The 14,493-nt window shown below is 71.9% G+C and carries 14 protein-coding genes; 7 read left to right on the top strand and 7 right to left on the bottom strand.

What is annotated here, in order from left to right; all coding sequences use genetic code 11:
• Nucleotides 1-7: 7 nt before the first annotated feature.
• The 3 genes from ACN263_RS22195 to ACN263_RS22205 all read right to left on the bottom strand — a co-directional run bounded on the left by ACN263_RS22195 (nucleotide 8) and on the right by ACN263_RS22205 (nucleotide 1,542).
• The gene (locus ACN263_RS22195) at nucleotides 8-421 is read right to left on the bottom strand and encodes a MarR family winged helix-turn-helix transcriptional regulator (protein WP_422740785.1); all 414 of its coding nucleotides are present in this window, start codon (nucleotides 419-421) and stop codon (nucleotides 8-10) included.
• Nucleotides 422-676: 255 nt separating this feature from the next.
• Nucleotides 677-1,081 (bottom strand): YjbQ family protein, encoded by a 405-nt coding sequence (locus tag ACN263_RS22200; RefSeq protein WP_422736276.1) that lies wholly within the window; start codon nucleotides 1,079-1,081, stop codon nucleotides 677-679.
• Between the two features lie 26 nt (nucleotides 1,082-1,107).
• The gene (locus ACN263_RS22205) at nucleotides 1,108-1,542 is read right to left on the bottom strand and encodes a hypothetical protein (RefSeq protein WP_422736277.1); all 435 of its coding nucleotides are present in this window, start codon (nucleotides 1,540-1,542) and stop codon (nucleotides 1,108-1,110) included.
• 175 nt (nucleotides 1,543-1,717) lie between these two features.
• Between ACN263_RS22205 and aceE the strand changes: the two genes are divergently transcribed.
• Entirely contained in the window at nucleotides 1,718-4,456 is a 2,739-nt protein-coding gene (gene aceE, locus ACN263_RS22210; protein ID WP_422736278.1) for a pyruvate dehydrogenase (acetyl-transferring), homodimeric type, read from the top strand.
• A 253-nt stretch (nucleotides 4,457-4,709) separates the two neighbouring features.
• Here the strand turns inward: aceE and ACN263_RS22215 are convergent, their stop codons facing one another.
• A complete protein-coding gene (locus tag ACN263_RS22215) occupies nucleotides 4,710-5,156 on the bottom strand; it encodes an SRPBCC family protein (RefSeq protein WP_363683366.1) in 447 nt (148 codons plus the stop codon).
• A 188-nt stretch (nucleotides 5,157-5,344) separates the two neighbouring features.
• Here ACN263_RS22215 and ACN263_RS22220 point away from each other — a divergent pair, with 188 nt between their 5' ends.
• The 3 genes from ACN263_RS22220 to gltX all read left to right on the top strand — a co-directional run bounded on the left by ACN263_RS22220 (nucleotide 5,345) and on the right by gltX (nucleotide 9,487).
• Nucleotides 5,345-6,694, top strand: coding sequence for a GH1 family beta-glucosidase (locus ACN263_RS22220; protein WP_422736279.1), 1,350 nt, complete (start codon nucleotides 5,345-5,347; stop codon nucleotides 6,692-6,694).
• A complete protein-coding gene (locus ACN263_RS22225) occupies nucleotides 6,691-7,968 on the top strand; it encodes an MFS transporter (protein WP_422736280.1) in 1,278 nt (425 codons plus the stop codon). Before ACN263_RS22220 ends, ACN263_RS22225 begins: the two co-directional genes overlap by 4 nt.
• A gap of 109 nt (nucleotides 7,969-8,077) precedes the next feature.
• A complete protein-coding gene (gene gltX, locus ACN263_RS22230; RefSeq protein ID WP_422736281.1) occupies nucleotides 8,078-9,487 on the top strand; it encodes a glutamate--tRNA ligase in 1,410 nt (469 codons plus the stop codon).
• Between the two features lie 413 nt (nucleotides 9,488-9,900).
• Here gltX and ACN263_RS22235 read toward each other — a convergent pair whose 3' ends face one another.
• The gene (locus ACN263_RS22235; RefSeq protein ID WP_422736282.1) at nucleotides 9,901-10,512 is read right to left on the bottom strand and encodes a copper resistance protein CopC; all 612 of its coding nucleotides are present in this window, start codon (nucleotides 10,510-10,512) and stop codon (nucleotides 9,901-9,903) included.
• A 238-nt stretch (nucleotides 10,513-10,750) separates the two neighbouring features.
• Between ACN263_RS22235 and ACN263_RS22240 the strand changes: the two genes are divergently transcribed.
• Entirely contained in the window at nucleotides 10,751-11,401 is a 651-nt protein-coding gene (locus tag ACN263_RS22240; RefSeq protein WP_422736283.1) for a hypothetical protein, read from the top strand.
• Nucleotides 11,402-11,460: 59 nt separating this feature from the next.
• Here the strand turns inward: ACN263_RS22240 and ACN263_RS22245 are convergent, their stop codons facing one another.
• Together ACN263_RS22245 and ACN263_RS22250 are read right to left on the bottom strand one after the other, a co-directional pair.
• A complete protein-coding gene (locus ACN263_RS22245) occupies nucleotides 11,461-11,784 on the bottom strand; it encodes a hypothetical protein (RefSeq protein WP_422736284.1) in 324 nt (107 codons plus the stop codon).
• A gap of 104 nt (nucleotides 11,785-11,888) precedes the next feature.
• On the bottom strand, nucleotides 11,889-12,428 hold the full coding sequence (locus ACN263_RS22250) for a hypothetical protein (protein WP_422736285.1): 540 nt from the start codon (nucleotides 12,426-12,428) through the stop codon (nucleotides 11,889-11,891).
• 191 nt (nucleotides 12,429-12,619) lie between these two features.
• On the opposite strand from ACN263_RS22250, the gene ACN263_RS22255 reads away from it, so the two are divergent.
• Both ACN263_RS22255 and ACN263_RS22260 read left to right on the top strand, forming a co-directional pair.
• The gene (locus ACN263_RS22255) at nucleotides 12,620-13,813 is read left to right on the top strand and encodes a sensor histidine kinase (RefSeq protein WP_422736286.1); all 1,194 of its coding nucleotides are present in this window, start codon (nucleotides 12,620-12,622) and stop codon (nucleotides 13,811-13,813) included.
• Entirely contained in the window at nucleotides 13,810-14,478 is a 669-nt protein-coding gene (locus ACN263_RS22260) for a response regulator (RefSeq protein WP_422736287.1), read from the top strand. Before ACN263_RS22255 ends, ACN263_RS22260 begins: the two co-directional genes overlap by 4 nt.
• Nucleotides 14,479-14,493: the final 15 nt, after the last annotated feature.

A 14,493-nucleotide genomic window follows, 5' to 3' on the forward strand; every position in this document is an offset into this window, starting at 1 on the left:
GGTCGACTCACTGCGGGTCGCAGGGCTCCGGACAACCGCCGTCGGACACCTTCCACACCAGGTCACGCAGGGTGGACAGCTCCTCGTCACGCAGGCCGGCAAGAAGTCGGGAGTCGGACATCACCTCGGCCACCCGGTCCCGTACGACGCGACCGTCCCCGGTCACCACGAGCGTCTTCTGCCGGCGGTCGGCCGGGTCGGTCCGGCGCTCGACCAGGCCGGCCTGCTCCAGCTTGTCGACCAACGCGGTCACGTTGGAGCGGTCACAGCTCAGTCGCTCGGCGAGGTCCCGTGCCGGCAGGGGACGGTCCGGGTCCAGCTCGTGCAGCGCCCGGGCCGCCGCCGGGGTGAGCCCCAGGTCGGCGAAGGCGGTGCCCTGCCGATGCCGCAGGGACGCCGTCAGGTGCGCCATCCGACGCATCACGTCGGCGGCCAACCCGTCGCGGTCCACCTGCCCGTCCGCCGTCTCCCCCGCCACCGCCACATCGTACGCACCGCGACGACCGCCCAGCTCAGCGATCAGGTCTTGCCGCGCCCGGGCTCCCGTCGGCGCATCCGCAACGGCCGTCGGGGCGGTCAAGATCCGCGCAACTTCGGTGAAACTGCTGCCTCGGCGCGCCTGGAGACAGCAGTTTCGGGTTAGTTGCGCGGATCTTGGACCGGGACCGTGGGGGCGTCAGGCGGGCAGGAACGAGAAGCGGACCTGGCGGGTCGGGTTGTCGCCGTTGGTGTCGACGAGGCAGATCGACTGCCAGGTGCCCAGGGCCAGCCGGCCGCCGAGCACCGGCAGCGTGGCGTACGGCGGCACGAAGGCCGGCAGGACGTGGTCCCGCCCGTGACCGGCCGAGCCGTGCCGGTGCCGCCAGCGGTTGTCGGTGGGCAGCAGCGCGTCGATCGCGGTGAGCAGGTCGTCGTCGGAGCCCGACCCGGTCTCGATGATCGCCAGTCCGGCGGTGGCGTGCGGCACGAAGACGTGCAGCAGACCGTCCCCCTCGGCGGAGACGAAGCTCTGGGCCTCGGCGGTGATGTCCCGGACGGCCGGCCGGGACCCGGTCTGGACGGTGATCACGTCACTGCGCATACGTCGCATTCTGCCGCAGCCGGCGGTCAGGAACCGCCGCCACCGCCACCGGAGTCCCCACCACCGCCGGAGAAGCCACCGCCACCGGAGTCGCCGCCGAAGAAGCCGCCGCCACCGGAGTCGCCGCCGAAGAAGCCGCCACCGGAGTCGCCGCCACCGGAGTCGCCGCTCCCGGGGTCGCCGCTGCCGGGCCAGTCACCGGCGCCGTAGTACGTCAACGGGACGCTGGTGTCGGCGTGCCGCCTGCGCGGACCGGGCACCCGACGAGGGCCCCGTCGGGGCGCGGGCGCGCGCAACCCGCCGCGCAACTGGACCGCGCCGAGGGCCATCGCCGCGACGCCGAGGATCGTGATCGGCAGCACGGCGGGATTCCCCGCCAGCAGCACCGGCGCGGAGACCAGCGCTCCGAGCGCGCCCACCAAAAGGATCATGCCGCCGCTCACCACCCGCCGACCGTTCATGTCCCGGACGGTAGCGAGCCCGGGCAACCGGTCGGCCGGAGCGGCCGTAGCGCTAAGTTACCGGCGGGTATCTGTGTTCAGCATCGCGTCCGGGGGACCTAGACGTGACGACGGGTGCCACCAGGGGGCAGGATGGCGCTAGAGACCTATCCCACACACAACCGAGGGAACGCCTGTGGCTACGGAACGCAAGCGCCCGGTGATCAGCGACGGCCTACCGAGCCAGCTTCCGGACATCGACCCTGAAGAGACCAGCGAATGGGTCGAGTCGCTTGACGGTGTCATCGACGAGCGGGGGGCCAAGCGCGCCCGCTACGTGATGCTGCGCCTGCTGGAGCGGGCCCGTGAGCGCCAGGTCGGGGTTCCGCCCCTGACCACCACCGACTACATCAACACCATCACTCCGGAACGCGAACCGTGGTTCCCGGGTGATGAGCACGTCGAGCGGCGCATCCGGGCGTACGTGCGGTGGAACGCCGCGATGCTCGTGCACCGGGCGCAGCGTCCGGAGATCGGCGTCGGTGGACACATCTCCACCTTCGCCAGCTCGGCGTCGCTCTACGAGGTGGGCTTCAACCACTTCTTCCGGGGCAAGAACCACCCGGGCGGCGGCGACCAGATCTTCTACCAGGGCCACGCCTCGCCGGGCATGTACGCGCGCGCGTTCCTCGAGGGGCGGCTCAGCGAGCACGAGCTCGATGGGTTCCGGCAGGAGCTGTCGCACCCCGGCGGTGGGCTGCCGTCGTACCCGCACCCGCGGCTCATGCCGGACTTCTGGGAGTTCCCCACCGTCTCGATGGGTCTCGGCGGTCTGAACGCGATCTACCAGGCCCGGTTCAACCGGTACCTGCAGCACCGCGGCATCAAGGACACCTCGCAGCAGCACGTGTGGGCGTTCCTCGGCGACGGTGAGATGGACGAGCCGGAGACGCTGGGCGCGATCGGCGTGGCCGCCCGCGAGGAGCTGGACAACCTCACCTTCGTGATCAACTGCAACCTCCAGCGCCTGGACGGTCCGGTCCGCGGCAACGGCAAGGTCATGCAGGAGCTGGAGGCGTTCTTCCGGGGCGCCGGCTGGAACGTCATCAAGGTGGTCTGGGGCCGTGAGTGGGACCCGCTGCTCGCCGCCGACACCGACGGCGCGCTGGTCAACCTCATGAACACCACGACCGACGGCGACTACCAGACCTACAAGGCGGAGTCCGGCGCGTACGTGCGGGAGCACTTCTTCGGGCGGGACGCCCGTACCCGCAAGATGGTCGAGCCGCTGAGCGACGACGAGATCTGGAACCTCAAGCGGGGTGGGCACGACTACCGCAAGCTCTACGCGGCCTACAAGGCGGCCACCGAGCACACCGGTCAGCCGACGGTCATCCTGGCGAAGACGATCAAGGGTTGGACGCTCGGCTCGCACTTCGAGGGCCGCAACGCGACTCACCAGATGAAGAAGCTGACGCTGGAGGACCTGAAGACCTTCCGCGACCGGCTCTACCTGGACATCCCGGACAAGGCGCTGGAGGACAACCCCTACCTGCCGCCGTACTACCACCCGGGTGAGAAGTCCGAGGAGCTGGCGTACCTGAAGGAGCGCCGGGAGCAGCTCGGCGGCTACCTGCCGTCCCGGCGGACCAGCACCAAGCGGCTGACCATCCCCGGTCCGGAGCGGTTCGCCGACGTCAAGCGCGGCTCGGGCAAGCAGAAGGTGGCCACCACGATGGCCTTCGTCCGCCTGCTCAAGGACATCATGAAGGACAAGGAGTTCGGCAAGCGCTGGGTGCCGATCATCCCGGACGAGGCGCGCACCTTCGGTCTCGACTCGATCTTCCCGACCGCGAAGATCTACTCCCCGCACGGTCAGCGGTACACCTCCGTCGACCGGGAGCTGTTCCTGTCGTACAAGGAGTCGACCACCGGGCAGATCCTGCACGAGGGCATCAACGAGGCCGGTTCGGTCGCCTCGTTCACCGCCGCGGGCTCGGCGTACGCCACCCACGACGAGCCGATGATCCCGATGTACATCTTCTACTCGATGTTCGGGTTCCAGCGGACCGCCGACGGGCTGTGGGCCGCGGCCGACCAGATGGCGCGGGGCTTCCTGCTCGGCGCGACCGCCGGGCGGACCACGCTCAACGGTGAGGGTCTGCAGCACGAGGACGGTCACTCGCTGCTGATCGCCGCCACCAACCCGGCGGTGGTCGCGTACGACCCGGCGTTCTCCTTCGAGATCGCGCACATCATGGAGAACGGCCTGCACCGGATGTACGGGGACGCGCAGGAGAACGTCTTCTACTACCTGACGGTGTACAACGAGCCGATCCTGCAGCCGGCCGAGCCCGAGGGCGTGGACGTGGAGGGCCTGCTCAAGGGCATCTACCGCTACTCGCCCGCGCCGCAGGTCGACGGCCCGAAGGCCAACGTCCTCGCCTCCGGCACGGGCATGCAGTGGGCGCTCAAGGCCCAGCAGCTCCTCGCCCAGGACTGGGGGGTGGCCGCCGACGTCTGGTCGGTGACCTCCTGGACCGAGCTGCGCCGCGACGCGGTGCAGGCCGAGGAGTACAACCTGCTCAACCCGGGCGCCGAGGCGAAGGTGCCGTACATCGCGCAGAAGCTGGCCGACGCGGACGGGCCGAAGGTCGCGGTCAGCGACTGGATGCGGGCCGTACCGGACCTGATCGCCCGTTGGGTACCCGGCGACTACACGTCGCTCGGCACCGACGGCTTCGGGATGTCGGACACCCGGCACGCGCTGCGCCGGCACTTCCACGTCGACGCCGAGTCGATCGTGGTCGCCACGCTGCGGCAGCTCGCCCGCAGTGGCGCGGTCGACGCCACCGTGCCGGCCGAGGCCGCCAAGAAGTACGCGATCGACGACGTCAACGCCGCCCCGGTCGGCGAGACCGGCGGCGACAGCTGATCCACCAGCACGACCGCAGAAGGGCCCGGCGCTGACGCGCCGGGCCCTTCTGCGTCGCCCCCCGCCGTTCACCGGGTCGATCATGGAGTTGTGGTGGGGGACGAAGCGGTGAAGTCACCTCGTTCCGGGCACCACAAATCCATGATCGACCCGATTCGGGGGCGGGCGCTGGGCGGGTGGGCGGTGGGCCGGCGTTCCTGGTGGGGACGCCGGGCCACCGCCGGGGCGGGTGGCGCGGGGAGGACGCGGCTCGTCAGCCGACGGCGGCCAGGTCGGTGAGCCGGGCCAACGAGTCCTCCAGGTCGGCGCCGACCCGACGCAGTCCGAGGCGCAGCAGGGCCGCCTTGACGGGCCCGGCCGGCCAGCGCACGACGATGAGCCGCACGATCGTCCCGCCCTCCTCCTCGTCCTCGGTGAGCTGGACGTAGATTTCGGTGCGCGCCTCCGCACGAGCACCGGCACCCTTGGCCCGCTCCCGCCAGCCGATCAGAGTCGGCTCCTGATAGGCGATCACCTCGGCCTCATGCGCCGAACCGCGCCCCGCCTGGACCAGTTGTCGCCGCCCGAAGCCCTCTCCCGAGAGCACTTCGGCCGCGCGAACCCCCGCCAGCCAGGCCGGCAACTGCTCGGCCCGCTGCACGACGTCCCAGACCACTTCCACCGGCGCCACCACGTGCGCACTACGTTCCACGAGGATCATTTCCGTCTTGCCTCCAGTGAGGACATCCCACGATATCGGCACTCTATGCGCCAAATCGGACTTACCTGGACGGGTTCGGAAAAAGACACGCCGATCAACCATTGCGGATTACGCCAGCCCGGCCTATGGCGCATTCATCGACAGCGTCCTAGAGTCCCGAACACGTTTCACGTTCACCGGGAGGGCGCATGTCGACCGCACCGATGCCCGAGTTCCCCGCCGGCTTCCGCTGGGGCGTCTCCACCTCGGCCCACCAGATCGAGGGAGCCACCACGGCCGAGGGACGAGGAGAGTCCATCTGGGACACCTTCGCCCGCGAACCGGGCCGGATCAGCGACGGCAGCAGCGGCGAGGTCGCCTGCGACCACTACCACCGGTCCGCCGAGGACGTGGCGCTGATGACCGGGCTGGGCGTCGGGGCGTACCGGTTCTCCATCGCCTGGCCCCGCGTACAGCCGGACGGCTCCGGGCCGACCAACGCCGCCGGACTGGACTTCTACGACCGGCTGGTCGACGACCTGCTGGCCGCCGGCATCGACCCGGTGGCCACCCTGTACCACTGGGACCTGCCGCAACCCCTGGAGGACGCCGGCGGCTGGCTGCACCGCGACACCGCCGCCCGCTTCGCCGAGTACGCCGACCGGACCGCCGCCCGCCTCGGTGACCGCGTCCGGCTCTGGATCACCCTCAACGAGCCGTTCATCCACATGAGCCTCGGCTACGGCATGGGTGTGCACGCCCCCGGCCGGGCGCTGCTCTTCGACGCCTTCCCGGCCGCCCACCACCAACTGCTCGGCCACGGGCTCGCGGTCGCCGCGCTGCGCAGCCGGACCACCAGCCCGGTCGCGATCGCCAACAACTACTCGCCCGTGCGGGTGCTCGGCGACAGCGACGCCGACCGGGCCGCCGGGGCCGCCTACGAGGCGTTGCACAACCGACTCTTCACCGATCCGCTGCTCGGACGCGGCTACCCCGACCTGCCCGGCGCCGACCCGGCCGTCGTCCGCGCCGGCGACCTGGACACCATCGCCGCCCCCATCGACGTGCTGGGGGTCAACTACTACAACCCCACCGGGGTACGGGCAGCCGAGGCCGGCTCGCCCCTGCCGTTCGACCTGATGCCCCTGGACGGCTACCCGCGCACCGCGTTCGACTGGCCGGTCGCCCCCGACGGGCTGCACGAGTTGCTCGGCTGGCTCCGCGACACGTACGGCGACGCCCTGCCACCCATCGAGATCACCGAGGGCGGCTGCGCGTACGACGACGAGCCGGACGCGCACGGGCAGGTGGCGGACCCGGAGCGGATCACGTACCTCGACGGGCACCTGCGGGCGGTCCGGGCCGCCATCGACGACGGGGTGGACGTACGCGGGTACTTCGTCTGGTCGCTGCTGGACAACTGGGAGTGGGCCGAGGGGTTCACCAAGCGCTTCGGTCTGGTGCACGTCGACTACGCCACCCAGCGTCGTACGCCGAAGTCGTCGTACACCTGGCTGCGGGACGTGATCGCGGGCCGCGCCCCGGGGTCGGCGCGGTGACCACCCTCGACCCGACGCCGGCGGCACTGCCGGCGGCGCTCGCCGAGCCGACCGTGCCGGTCCGGCGCGGCTGGATCGGCCTGGTCTTCGCCGCCAACCTGGGCGTGTGGATGGCGTTCTTCACCCCGATCCAGGTGCTGCTGCCGCAGCAGATCGAACGGATCGCGCCGGGCGACAAGGAGACCATGCTGGCCGTGGTCACCGGCCTGGGCGCGCTGGCGGCGGTGCTGGCCAACCCCCTGGCCGGCGCGCTGTCCGACCGCACCTGCCTGCGGATCGCCGGCCGGGAGTTCGGTCGACGGCACGTCTGGACCGCCGGCGGCGCGGTGCTCGGCGCGGCGGCGCTGGTGCTGCTGGCCCAGCAGCGCACCATCCTCGGGGTCGCCGTCGGCTGGGTCGCCGCGCAGGTGTGCTTCAACGCGATGCTGGCCAGCCTCACCGCCGCCATCCCGGACCGGGTACCGGTGACGCAGCGCGGCGGCGTCTCGGGCTGGGTGGGCATCCCGCAGGCGCTCGGGCTGGTCCTCGGCGCGGTGCTGGTCACCGCCGTGGTCACCGGGAACGCCGCCGGCTACCTCGCCATCGCGGTGGCGATCCTGCTGCTGTCGCTGCCGTTCGCGCTGTTCACCCCCGACGACCCGCTGCCCCGCGCGCACCGCCCGGCACTGCGGGTCCGCGCGTTGCTGGCCTCGATGTGGATCAGTCCGCGCCGGCACCCCGACTTCGCCTGGGCGTGGATCACCCGGTTCCTGGTCCAGCTCGGCAACGCGCTGGGCACCCTGTACCTGCTGTACTTCCTCACCGACGGGGTCCGGTACCCCGACCCCGAGGGCGGCCTGCTGGTGCTGATCCTGCTCTACACGCTCGGCATGATGCTGACCGCCGTGATCGCCGGCCGGCTGTCCGACCGCTCCGGACGGCGCAAGATCTACGTCATCGTCTCCGGCCTGATCATGGCGGTGGCGGCGCTGCTGCTCGCCGTCGCGCCCACCTGGCCGATGTCCATCGTCGCCGCGCTGCTGCTCGGCGCGGGCTACGGCGTCTACCTCTCGGTGGACGCCGCGCTGATCACCCAGGTACTGCCCCGGGCCACCGACCGGGCCAAGGACCTCGGCGTGATCAACATCGCGAACTCAGCGCCGCAGGTGCTCGGCCCGGCGCTCTCCGCCCCGCTCGTGGTCCACCTGGGCGGCTACCCCACGCTGTACGCGGTCACCGCGGCGGTCACCGTGCTCGGCAGCGCCCTGGTCGTCAAGATCCGCTCGGTCGCCTAGGTCCTAGCCGCCGGCAGTTGTCGCCTAGGGCCGCCGGCAGCTTTGGCGCACGCCCAGAGTCGGGGGGCCGTGGCCGAAAGCGGTCGCGCGCCGCCGTAGGCTGGGGGACGTGACGGTACGTGTGCGCTTCGCCCCCTCCCCGACCGGTATGTTCCACGTCGGCGGCGCCCGCTCGGCGCTGCAGAACTGGATCTACGCCAAGCAGCAGGGCGGGGTGTTCGTGCTGCGCATCGAGGACACGGACGCGGCGCGCAACAAGCCCGAATGGACCGAGGGCATCCTCTCCGCGCTGGACTGGATCGGCATCTCCCGGGGCAGCTACGAGGGACCGTACTTCCAGTCCGAGAACGCCGGTGAGCACCGGGCCGCCGCCACCCGGCTCTACGAGTCGGGGCGCGCCTACTACTGCGACTGCACCCGCGAGGACGTACAGGCCCGCACCGGCTCGCAGTACCAGGGCTACGACGGCTACCACCGCGACCGTGGCCTCGGCCCGGGGCCGGGGCACGCGCTGCGCTTCCGTACGCCGGACGAGGGCGTGACGGTCGTGGTCGACCTGATCCGCGGCGAGCCCACCTTCGAGAACAAGCTCATCGAGGACTTCGTCATCGCCCGCGGCGACGGCTCGCCGGTGTTCCTGCTGGCCAACGTCGTGGATGACATGACCATGGGCATCACCCACGTGATCCGGGCCGAGGAGCACCTGCCCAACACCCCCAAGCAGCAACTGCTCTGGGACGCGCTCGGGGTCAAGCCGCCGGTCTGGGCGCACGTGCCGGTGGTCGTCAACGAGAAGCGGCAGAAGCTCTCCAAGCGCCGCGACAAGGTCGCCCTGGAGGCGTACCGCGACGAGGGCTACCTCGCGGGCGCGATGCGCAACTACCTCATGCTGCTCGGCTGGGCGCCCTCGGGCGACCGGGAGATCGTGCCCTGGTTGGTCATCGAGGACGAGTTCCGCCTCGACGAGGTCAACCCCTCCCCCGCCTTCTTCGACGAGAAGAAGCTGCGTGCCTTCAACGGCGAGTACATCCGCGCGTTGCCGGTGGCCGAGTTCGTCGAGGCCTGTCAGCCGTGGCTGACCGGTACCGGGACGATCGCACCGCCGCCGTGGCAGCCGGACGAGTTCGACGCCGACGCGTTCGCCGCCGTGGCGCCGCTGGCCCAGACCCGGATCGCGGTGCTCAGCGAGATCGTGCCGAACGTCGACTTCCTCTTCCTGGCCTCGCCGATGATCGATGAGGCGGCCTGGACCAAGACGATGAAGGACGGCTCGGGCGAGCTGCTGGATGCCGCCGTGACGGCCTTCGAGGCACTGGAGTCCTGGGACGCCGAGTCGCTGAAGTCGACGTTGGAGGCGGTCGGCGCCGAGCGCGGCCTCAAGCTCGGCAAGACGCAGGCACCGGTCCGGGTCGCGGTCACCGGCCGCACCGTGGGCCTACCCCTGTTCGAGTCCCTCGAGGTCCTCGGCCGCGAACGCACCCTAACCAGAATCCGCGCCGCCCGCCTCCGCCTCCCCTAACCCCCACCCTGCCCCTGCCCTGCCCCTGCCCCTGCCCCTGCCCCTGCCCCTGCCCCGCCCCGCCCCGCCCCGCCGATCATGGAGTCGTGGTGCCGGGTTAGGCACCTTTACAGGGGATTTGCCCCGACCACAAGTCCATGATCGACCGTCCGCGCTCCCCGCCGCGTCGATCTTGCACTTTCGGTTGCCGATATGAGTGGGATGTACGCTATGTCGCCACAGAAAGCGCAAGATCGGCGCCGGGGTGGAGCGACTATCGCCGAGCCACGCCCCGCTTCCGCCCACCGCCGCGCCGATCTTGCAGTTTCGGTTGTCGTTATGGGGCTTTGTGCCCGTTACGTCGCCGCAGGAAGTGCAAGATCGGCGGGGTCCGGGGGCGGGGTCCCGCGGGGGGGTCCCGGGGGGCGGGGCGGTTAGCGGGGGCGGCGTCGGAGTAGCAGGGTTGCTGTCAGGCCGGCCAGTAGCACCGCGCCGCCGAGGGCCCAGGGCCACCAGGGGCCGTCGGAGTCGGATCGCTCCCCCGCTGCCGGTACGGCGGACACGGTGTCGGTCGACGGCGAGACGGGCGCGGCGGGGGGCGCCGTGGGCGAGCCGGCCGCTGACGGGTCGGCGGCTGAAGGGCTGCCGGCCGCAGAGGGGCTGGCGGAGGGGTCGGCGGCCGTGCCGGTGGTGAGGGTGAACCGCACCTCGCCCTTGATCGGGTGACCGTCGGACGACGGGAGCTGGTAGCCGACGACGTACAGCCCCGCCGCACCGGGCGTGAACGGCACGCGTACCCGGGTGCCGTCGAAGGTGGGTCGCCCGCCGGCGACCACATTGTCCGGTCCGGTTATTGTGATCTTCGTCGTAGCGGGGGGCGGCTTGGCCAGAAAACGGAGCTCGATCCGGGTGGGCGCGGTGGCCACCCGGGCGCCGTCGCGCGGATCGCTGCCGGTCAGCGAGTTGTGCGCGGCAGCGGGCGTCGCCGGGGCCAGTAACGACACACCGAACGCCACGCCGAGTACCACTGGCACGAGGCGTGCCATTCGTGTAACCCTGCCCCCCATGAACCCCTCCGTAAGGGTACGATCCGCCCGCTGATCAAACAGCTCCTCGTTAGTCGAGCAGAGATCGCAGATAGTTCCAAATACTGTTCCACAAGCTGCAATCCATCGACGTTCTGCGGAGTCTGTGAGAGTGGGACCGACCCGGTCGGTGCCGTCACCGGCCGACCGACCCGGACGTCACGGCGAAGCCATCCATCGAACGGGGCGAGGAGGCGGGATGGTCCGACAGATGAGGCGCCGGCTCGCCGTGCTGGCGGGCACGCTGGCTGCGGCACTGCTGGTGCTCGGCATCGCCGGCCCGGCCGGCGCGGCACCCAAGCCTCCGCCCGCCGGTGTGGACGTCACAGGTGAGGGGCTCACCGAGCCGCTGCGGCTACGGTCCGAGACCCAGCCCGCGCATGTTCTCGCGGTCATCGACCAGGTCAACTTCTTCGGTCGGACCGGGATGCCGACCGGCCCCAAGGCGGCCGACCTCGGTCCTAAGTACACGGTCGTGGTGCTGGCCGGGGAGACCCCCAAGCAGATCTTCGACCTCTACCCCAAGGCGGCCGGCGGCCCGCGGGTCTACCGCCCGGCCAAGCAGCCGGACGGCCGCAAGACCAGCGCGGGCTGGTTCCTGGGCCGGCTCAGCATGTCCGAGACGCTGCGCACCGCCGGGGTGCCGCTGGAGCGGCAGTTCGACACGGTCAGCGGCGGCGTGGGCGGCGGCGAGCGGGTGCTGCCGGACGACACCATGGATCCGGTGCGGGACATCGACGAAGCGCTCGGCGAGTTGCAGCGGTTGCTGCTGCTCAACGTCGGGGTGATGCTGACCATCACGGTCGGCCTCGCCGGCATCGCCCTGCTGATCCGCCGCCGGACCCGCTGACGCGACCGCCGGGGGCGGTGGCGCGGTTCAGCGGACCATAGCGCCTGGCCCCCGTGGGGTCAGCACCAGCGGCGCGGCGGGCGCTCCCGTCGGGTGCCCCGCTGACGTGGCCGGACCGGGCCGTGCCGGTGGGCACCTGCCCATCCAGGAAGTTCACTGAGGCAACCAGCGGGGTCACCCGGCTCCGGCTCGCCCAGAGCCGCCGGCTCACCGGCCCGCTGGCGTGGGATCTCCTCGTCCGGCCGCCCGGCGGGCGCCTCGGTCGGGTGCGCCGCCGCCGGGCCGACCGGCCGCCGAGGCTTGCCGGTCGCCTGCGGGTCGTGGTGCCCCAGGCGGCAGGCCTCACCCTGGGCGCAGCCGTGCTCGGCCTCCCCGTGCGCCATCCCCGGTCTCCTCACGCTCGCACTCACGCGCAGGTGCTCCCCCCGTACGTGCCCTGTCACCGTACTGGCCGGGACCGACGGGGTGTGCACGGCGTACCCCGGGGTCAGCGCTTCGGGCGGCGCGGAAAGACGGTCTCCCAGACCGGGAAGGCGACCAGCCAGATCAGGATCACGATGGTCAGGTTGCGGATCCAGTTGCCCAGTTCACGGGTTCGTTCCGCGTCGTTCACCCAGAGGATGGCCGCGCCGAGCAGGCCGCACGCGACGGCCCAGCCGAGGAGTGCCTTGGCCCACTCCCGCCACTCGTGCCGGGCGCGGGCCCAGCCGTACCGGGGTGGTCGCACCGGCGGCGGGCCCCCGGCGAACCGGTGGGCGAAACGCTGGTCCGCCCACCGCACCATCGAGTGCCCGAAGGCCACCGAGAAGCCGAGGTAGGCGGCGGCCAGGCCGTGGGTGACGTCGGCGGTCGCGCCGCGCCGCAGGTCGAGGACCGACGCGGCGAGCAGTGCCAGATCGACAAGTGGTACGCAGACCAGCAGCACCGCGCCGAGCCGTGGCCGGCGCAGCGGATAGCGGGCCACCAGCCCGGCGGCGATCAGCACCCAGAACGCGATCTCACAACCGATGATCACCGCGACCAACATGGCGGCCTCCCCCCGTCGTCGCCACCAGCGTCGCCTACCGGCAGGGCCCGGACCTCGACACCGGAGACGAGATCGGGGTCCTCCCTTCGATGGACCGGCGGTCCGGCGTACCCCTTTCGGCGCATGTCGGAGCGACCGGGCTCCTCCTCCGGTCGGAGCCGGAGGGCCGGCGGTTGTGGTGGGATCGGGGCATGCGACCGCCACCGTGGCTCGGGTCCGGTACGCCCGGCCGCGACCTCACGCTGGCCGGCGCGTCGCTCGCCGGCGGCCTGGTGCTCTACGGCCTGGGCATGCAGCCGCAGATCGTCCCGCACCCGGACGTGCCGCCCGCGCTGTTCCTGGTGCCGCTGCTGGCGGTGTGCGGGGCTGTCGGCCTGCGCCGGGTCGCTCCCCGCACCAGCCTGGCGGTGGGCACCGGGGCGCTGGTGGTGGACACGGCGCTGGGTAACTCGCTGGGCACGGTGGTGGTCTACACCCAGGTGCTCTACGACGCCTGCGTGTACGGGCCGCCCCGACTGTGGCGGTGGCTGCTGGGGATCACGGTGACGTTGAGCGTCATCGGCGCGGTGGCCGGCGTGCTCGGCTTCGGTCAGTGGCGCGGGGCCGCCGTCGGGGTGCCGGTGGTGCTCGCGGGGCTGCTGCCGGTGCTGACCGGGATCAGCGTGCGGCAGTACCGGGACCAGGCCGCCGCCGAGCGCACCCGAGCCGAGCAGACCGCCCGGCTGGTCGAGTTGGACCGTCGGCAGGCGGTCGGCGCCGAACGGGCCCGGATGGCCCGGGAGCTGCACGACGTGGTCGCCAACCACCTGAGCGCGGTGGCCATCCACGCCACCGCCGTGCTGTCCGTACCGGGGTTGGGGCGTGGTCAGGTGGAGTCCGCGTTGCGGGTGATCCGGGAGAGCAGCGTGCAGGGCCTGGCCGAGATGCGACAGATGATCGAGCTGCTGCGCGATCCGGACGGTGGTGAACATCCGGTGGTGGGCGCGACGCCGGAGGCGGTCACCGCGCGGCTCGCCGAGGCCGACGGATTGATCGAACGCATCCGCGCGGCCGGCCTCGCGGTGCGGTTCCGTACCGACGGCACGCCGGGCCCGCTGCCGGTGGCGGTGGACCTCGCCGCGTACCGGATCGTGCAGGAGTCGCTGACCAACGCGCTCAAGCACGGCACCGGTGAGGCGGAGCTGACGATCGCGTACCGGCCGGCGGAGGTGGTGCTGACGGTGGAGAACCCGGTGCGTCCGGACGGGTCGGGGTTGCCGGGCGCCGGAGCTGGACTCATCGGGATGCGGGAGCGGGCGGCGCTGCTGGCCGGCCGGTTCACCGCCGGGCCGCAGGACGGCCGCTGGCAGGTGCGGGCCGCGCTGCCCACCGGGGAGGGCGGGTGAGCACGCCGGTACGGGTGGTGCTCGCGGACGACCAGCCGGCGGTGCGGGCGGGGCTGGTGCTGATCCTGGCCGGCTCGCCGGGGATCGAGGTGGTCGGCGAGGCGGCCGACGGCGACGAGGCGGTCCGGCTGTGTCGGGAGGTACGCCCCGACGTGGCGGTGCTGGACGTGCGGATGCCACGCCTCGACGGCATCGCGGCGACCAGGGCCATCGTCGCCGACCGGCTTGCCGACGTGCTGGTGCTGACGACCTTCGACCGGGACGAGTACGTCTTCGGCGCGCTCCGTGCCGGCGCGGCCGGATTCCTGCTCAAGGACACCGACGCGGCGGGGCTGGTCGCGGCGGTACGCACCGTGGCGCGCGGCGACGGCTTCATCGCCCCCGGGGTGACCCGCCGGTTGATCACCGCCTTCGCGGCCACCGCGCCGGGCGCGTCGGGCGCCACCCGGGCCGCGCTGGACACACTGACGCCGCGCGAGCGCGACGTGCTGGCCTGTCTCGGCCTCGGCCTGTCCAACCAGCAGATCGCCGACCGGCTGGTGCTGGCCGAGAGCACCACCAAGACGCACGTGAGCCGCATCCTGGCGAAGCTGGACCTGCGCAGCCGGGTGCAGGCCGCGATCCTGGCCCAGGAGCTGGGCCTGCCCACACGTCCGCAGCCCTGAGCCCGGTCGGCTGAC

The organism is Micromonospora sp. WMMD729, assembly GCF_049315225.1.
Classification (GTDB): Bacteria; Actinomycetota; Actinomycetes; order Mycobacteriales; family Micromonosporaceae; genus Micromonospora.

Coding starts and splice junctions, on each gene's coding strand:
- ACN263_RS22195 (WP_422740785.1), bottom strand. CDS start 421: ATGCGTCGGATGGCGCACCTGACGGCGTCCCTGCGGCATCGGCAGGGC.
- ACN263_RS22200 (WP_422736276.1), bottom strand. CDS start 1,081: ATGCGCAGTGACGTGATCACCGTCCAGACCGGGTCCCGGCCGGCCGTC.
- ACN263_RS22205 (WP_422736277.1), bottom strand. CDS start 1,542: ATGAACGGTCGGCGGGTGGTGAGCGGCGGCATGATCCTTTTGGTGGGC.
- ACN263_RS22215 (WP_363683366.1), bottom strand. CDS start 5,156: ATGATCCTCGTGGAACGTAGTGCGCACGTGGTGGCGCCGGTGGAAGTG.
- ACN263_RS22220 (WP_422736279.1), top strand. CDS start 5,345: ATGTCGACCGCACCGATGCCCGAGTTCCCCGCCGGCTTCCGCTGGGGC.
- ACN263_RS22235 (WP_422736282.1), bottom strand. CDS start 10,512: ATGGCACGCCTCGTGCCAGTGGTACTCGGCGTGGCGTTCGGTGTGTCG.
- ACN263_RS22240 (WP_422736283.1), top strand. CDS start 10,751: ATGGTCCGACAGATGAGGCGCCGGCTCGCCGTGCTGGCGGGCACGCTG.
- ACN263_RS22245 (WP_422736284.1), bottom strand. CDS start 11,784: ATGGCGCACGGGGAGGCCGAGCACGGCTGCGCCCAGGGTGAGGCCTGC.
- ACN263_RS22250 (WP_422736285.1), bottom strand. CDS start 12,428: ATGTTGGTCGCGGTGATCATCGGTTGTGAGATCGCGTTCTGGGTGCTG.
- ACN263_RS22255 (WP_422736286.1), top strand. CDS start 12,620: ATGCGACCGCCACCGTGGCTCGGGTCCGGTACGCCCGGCCGCGACCTC.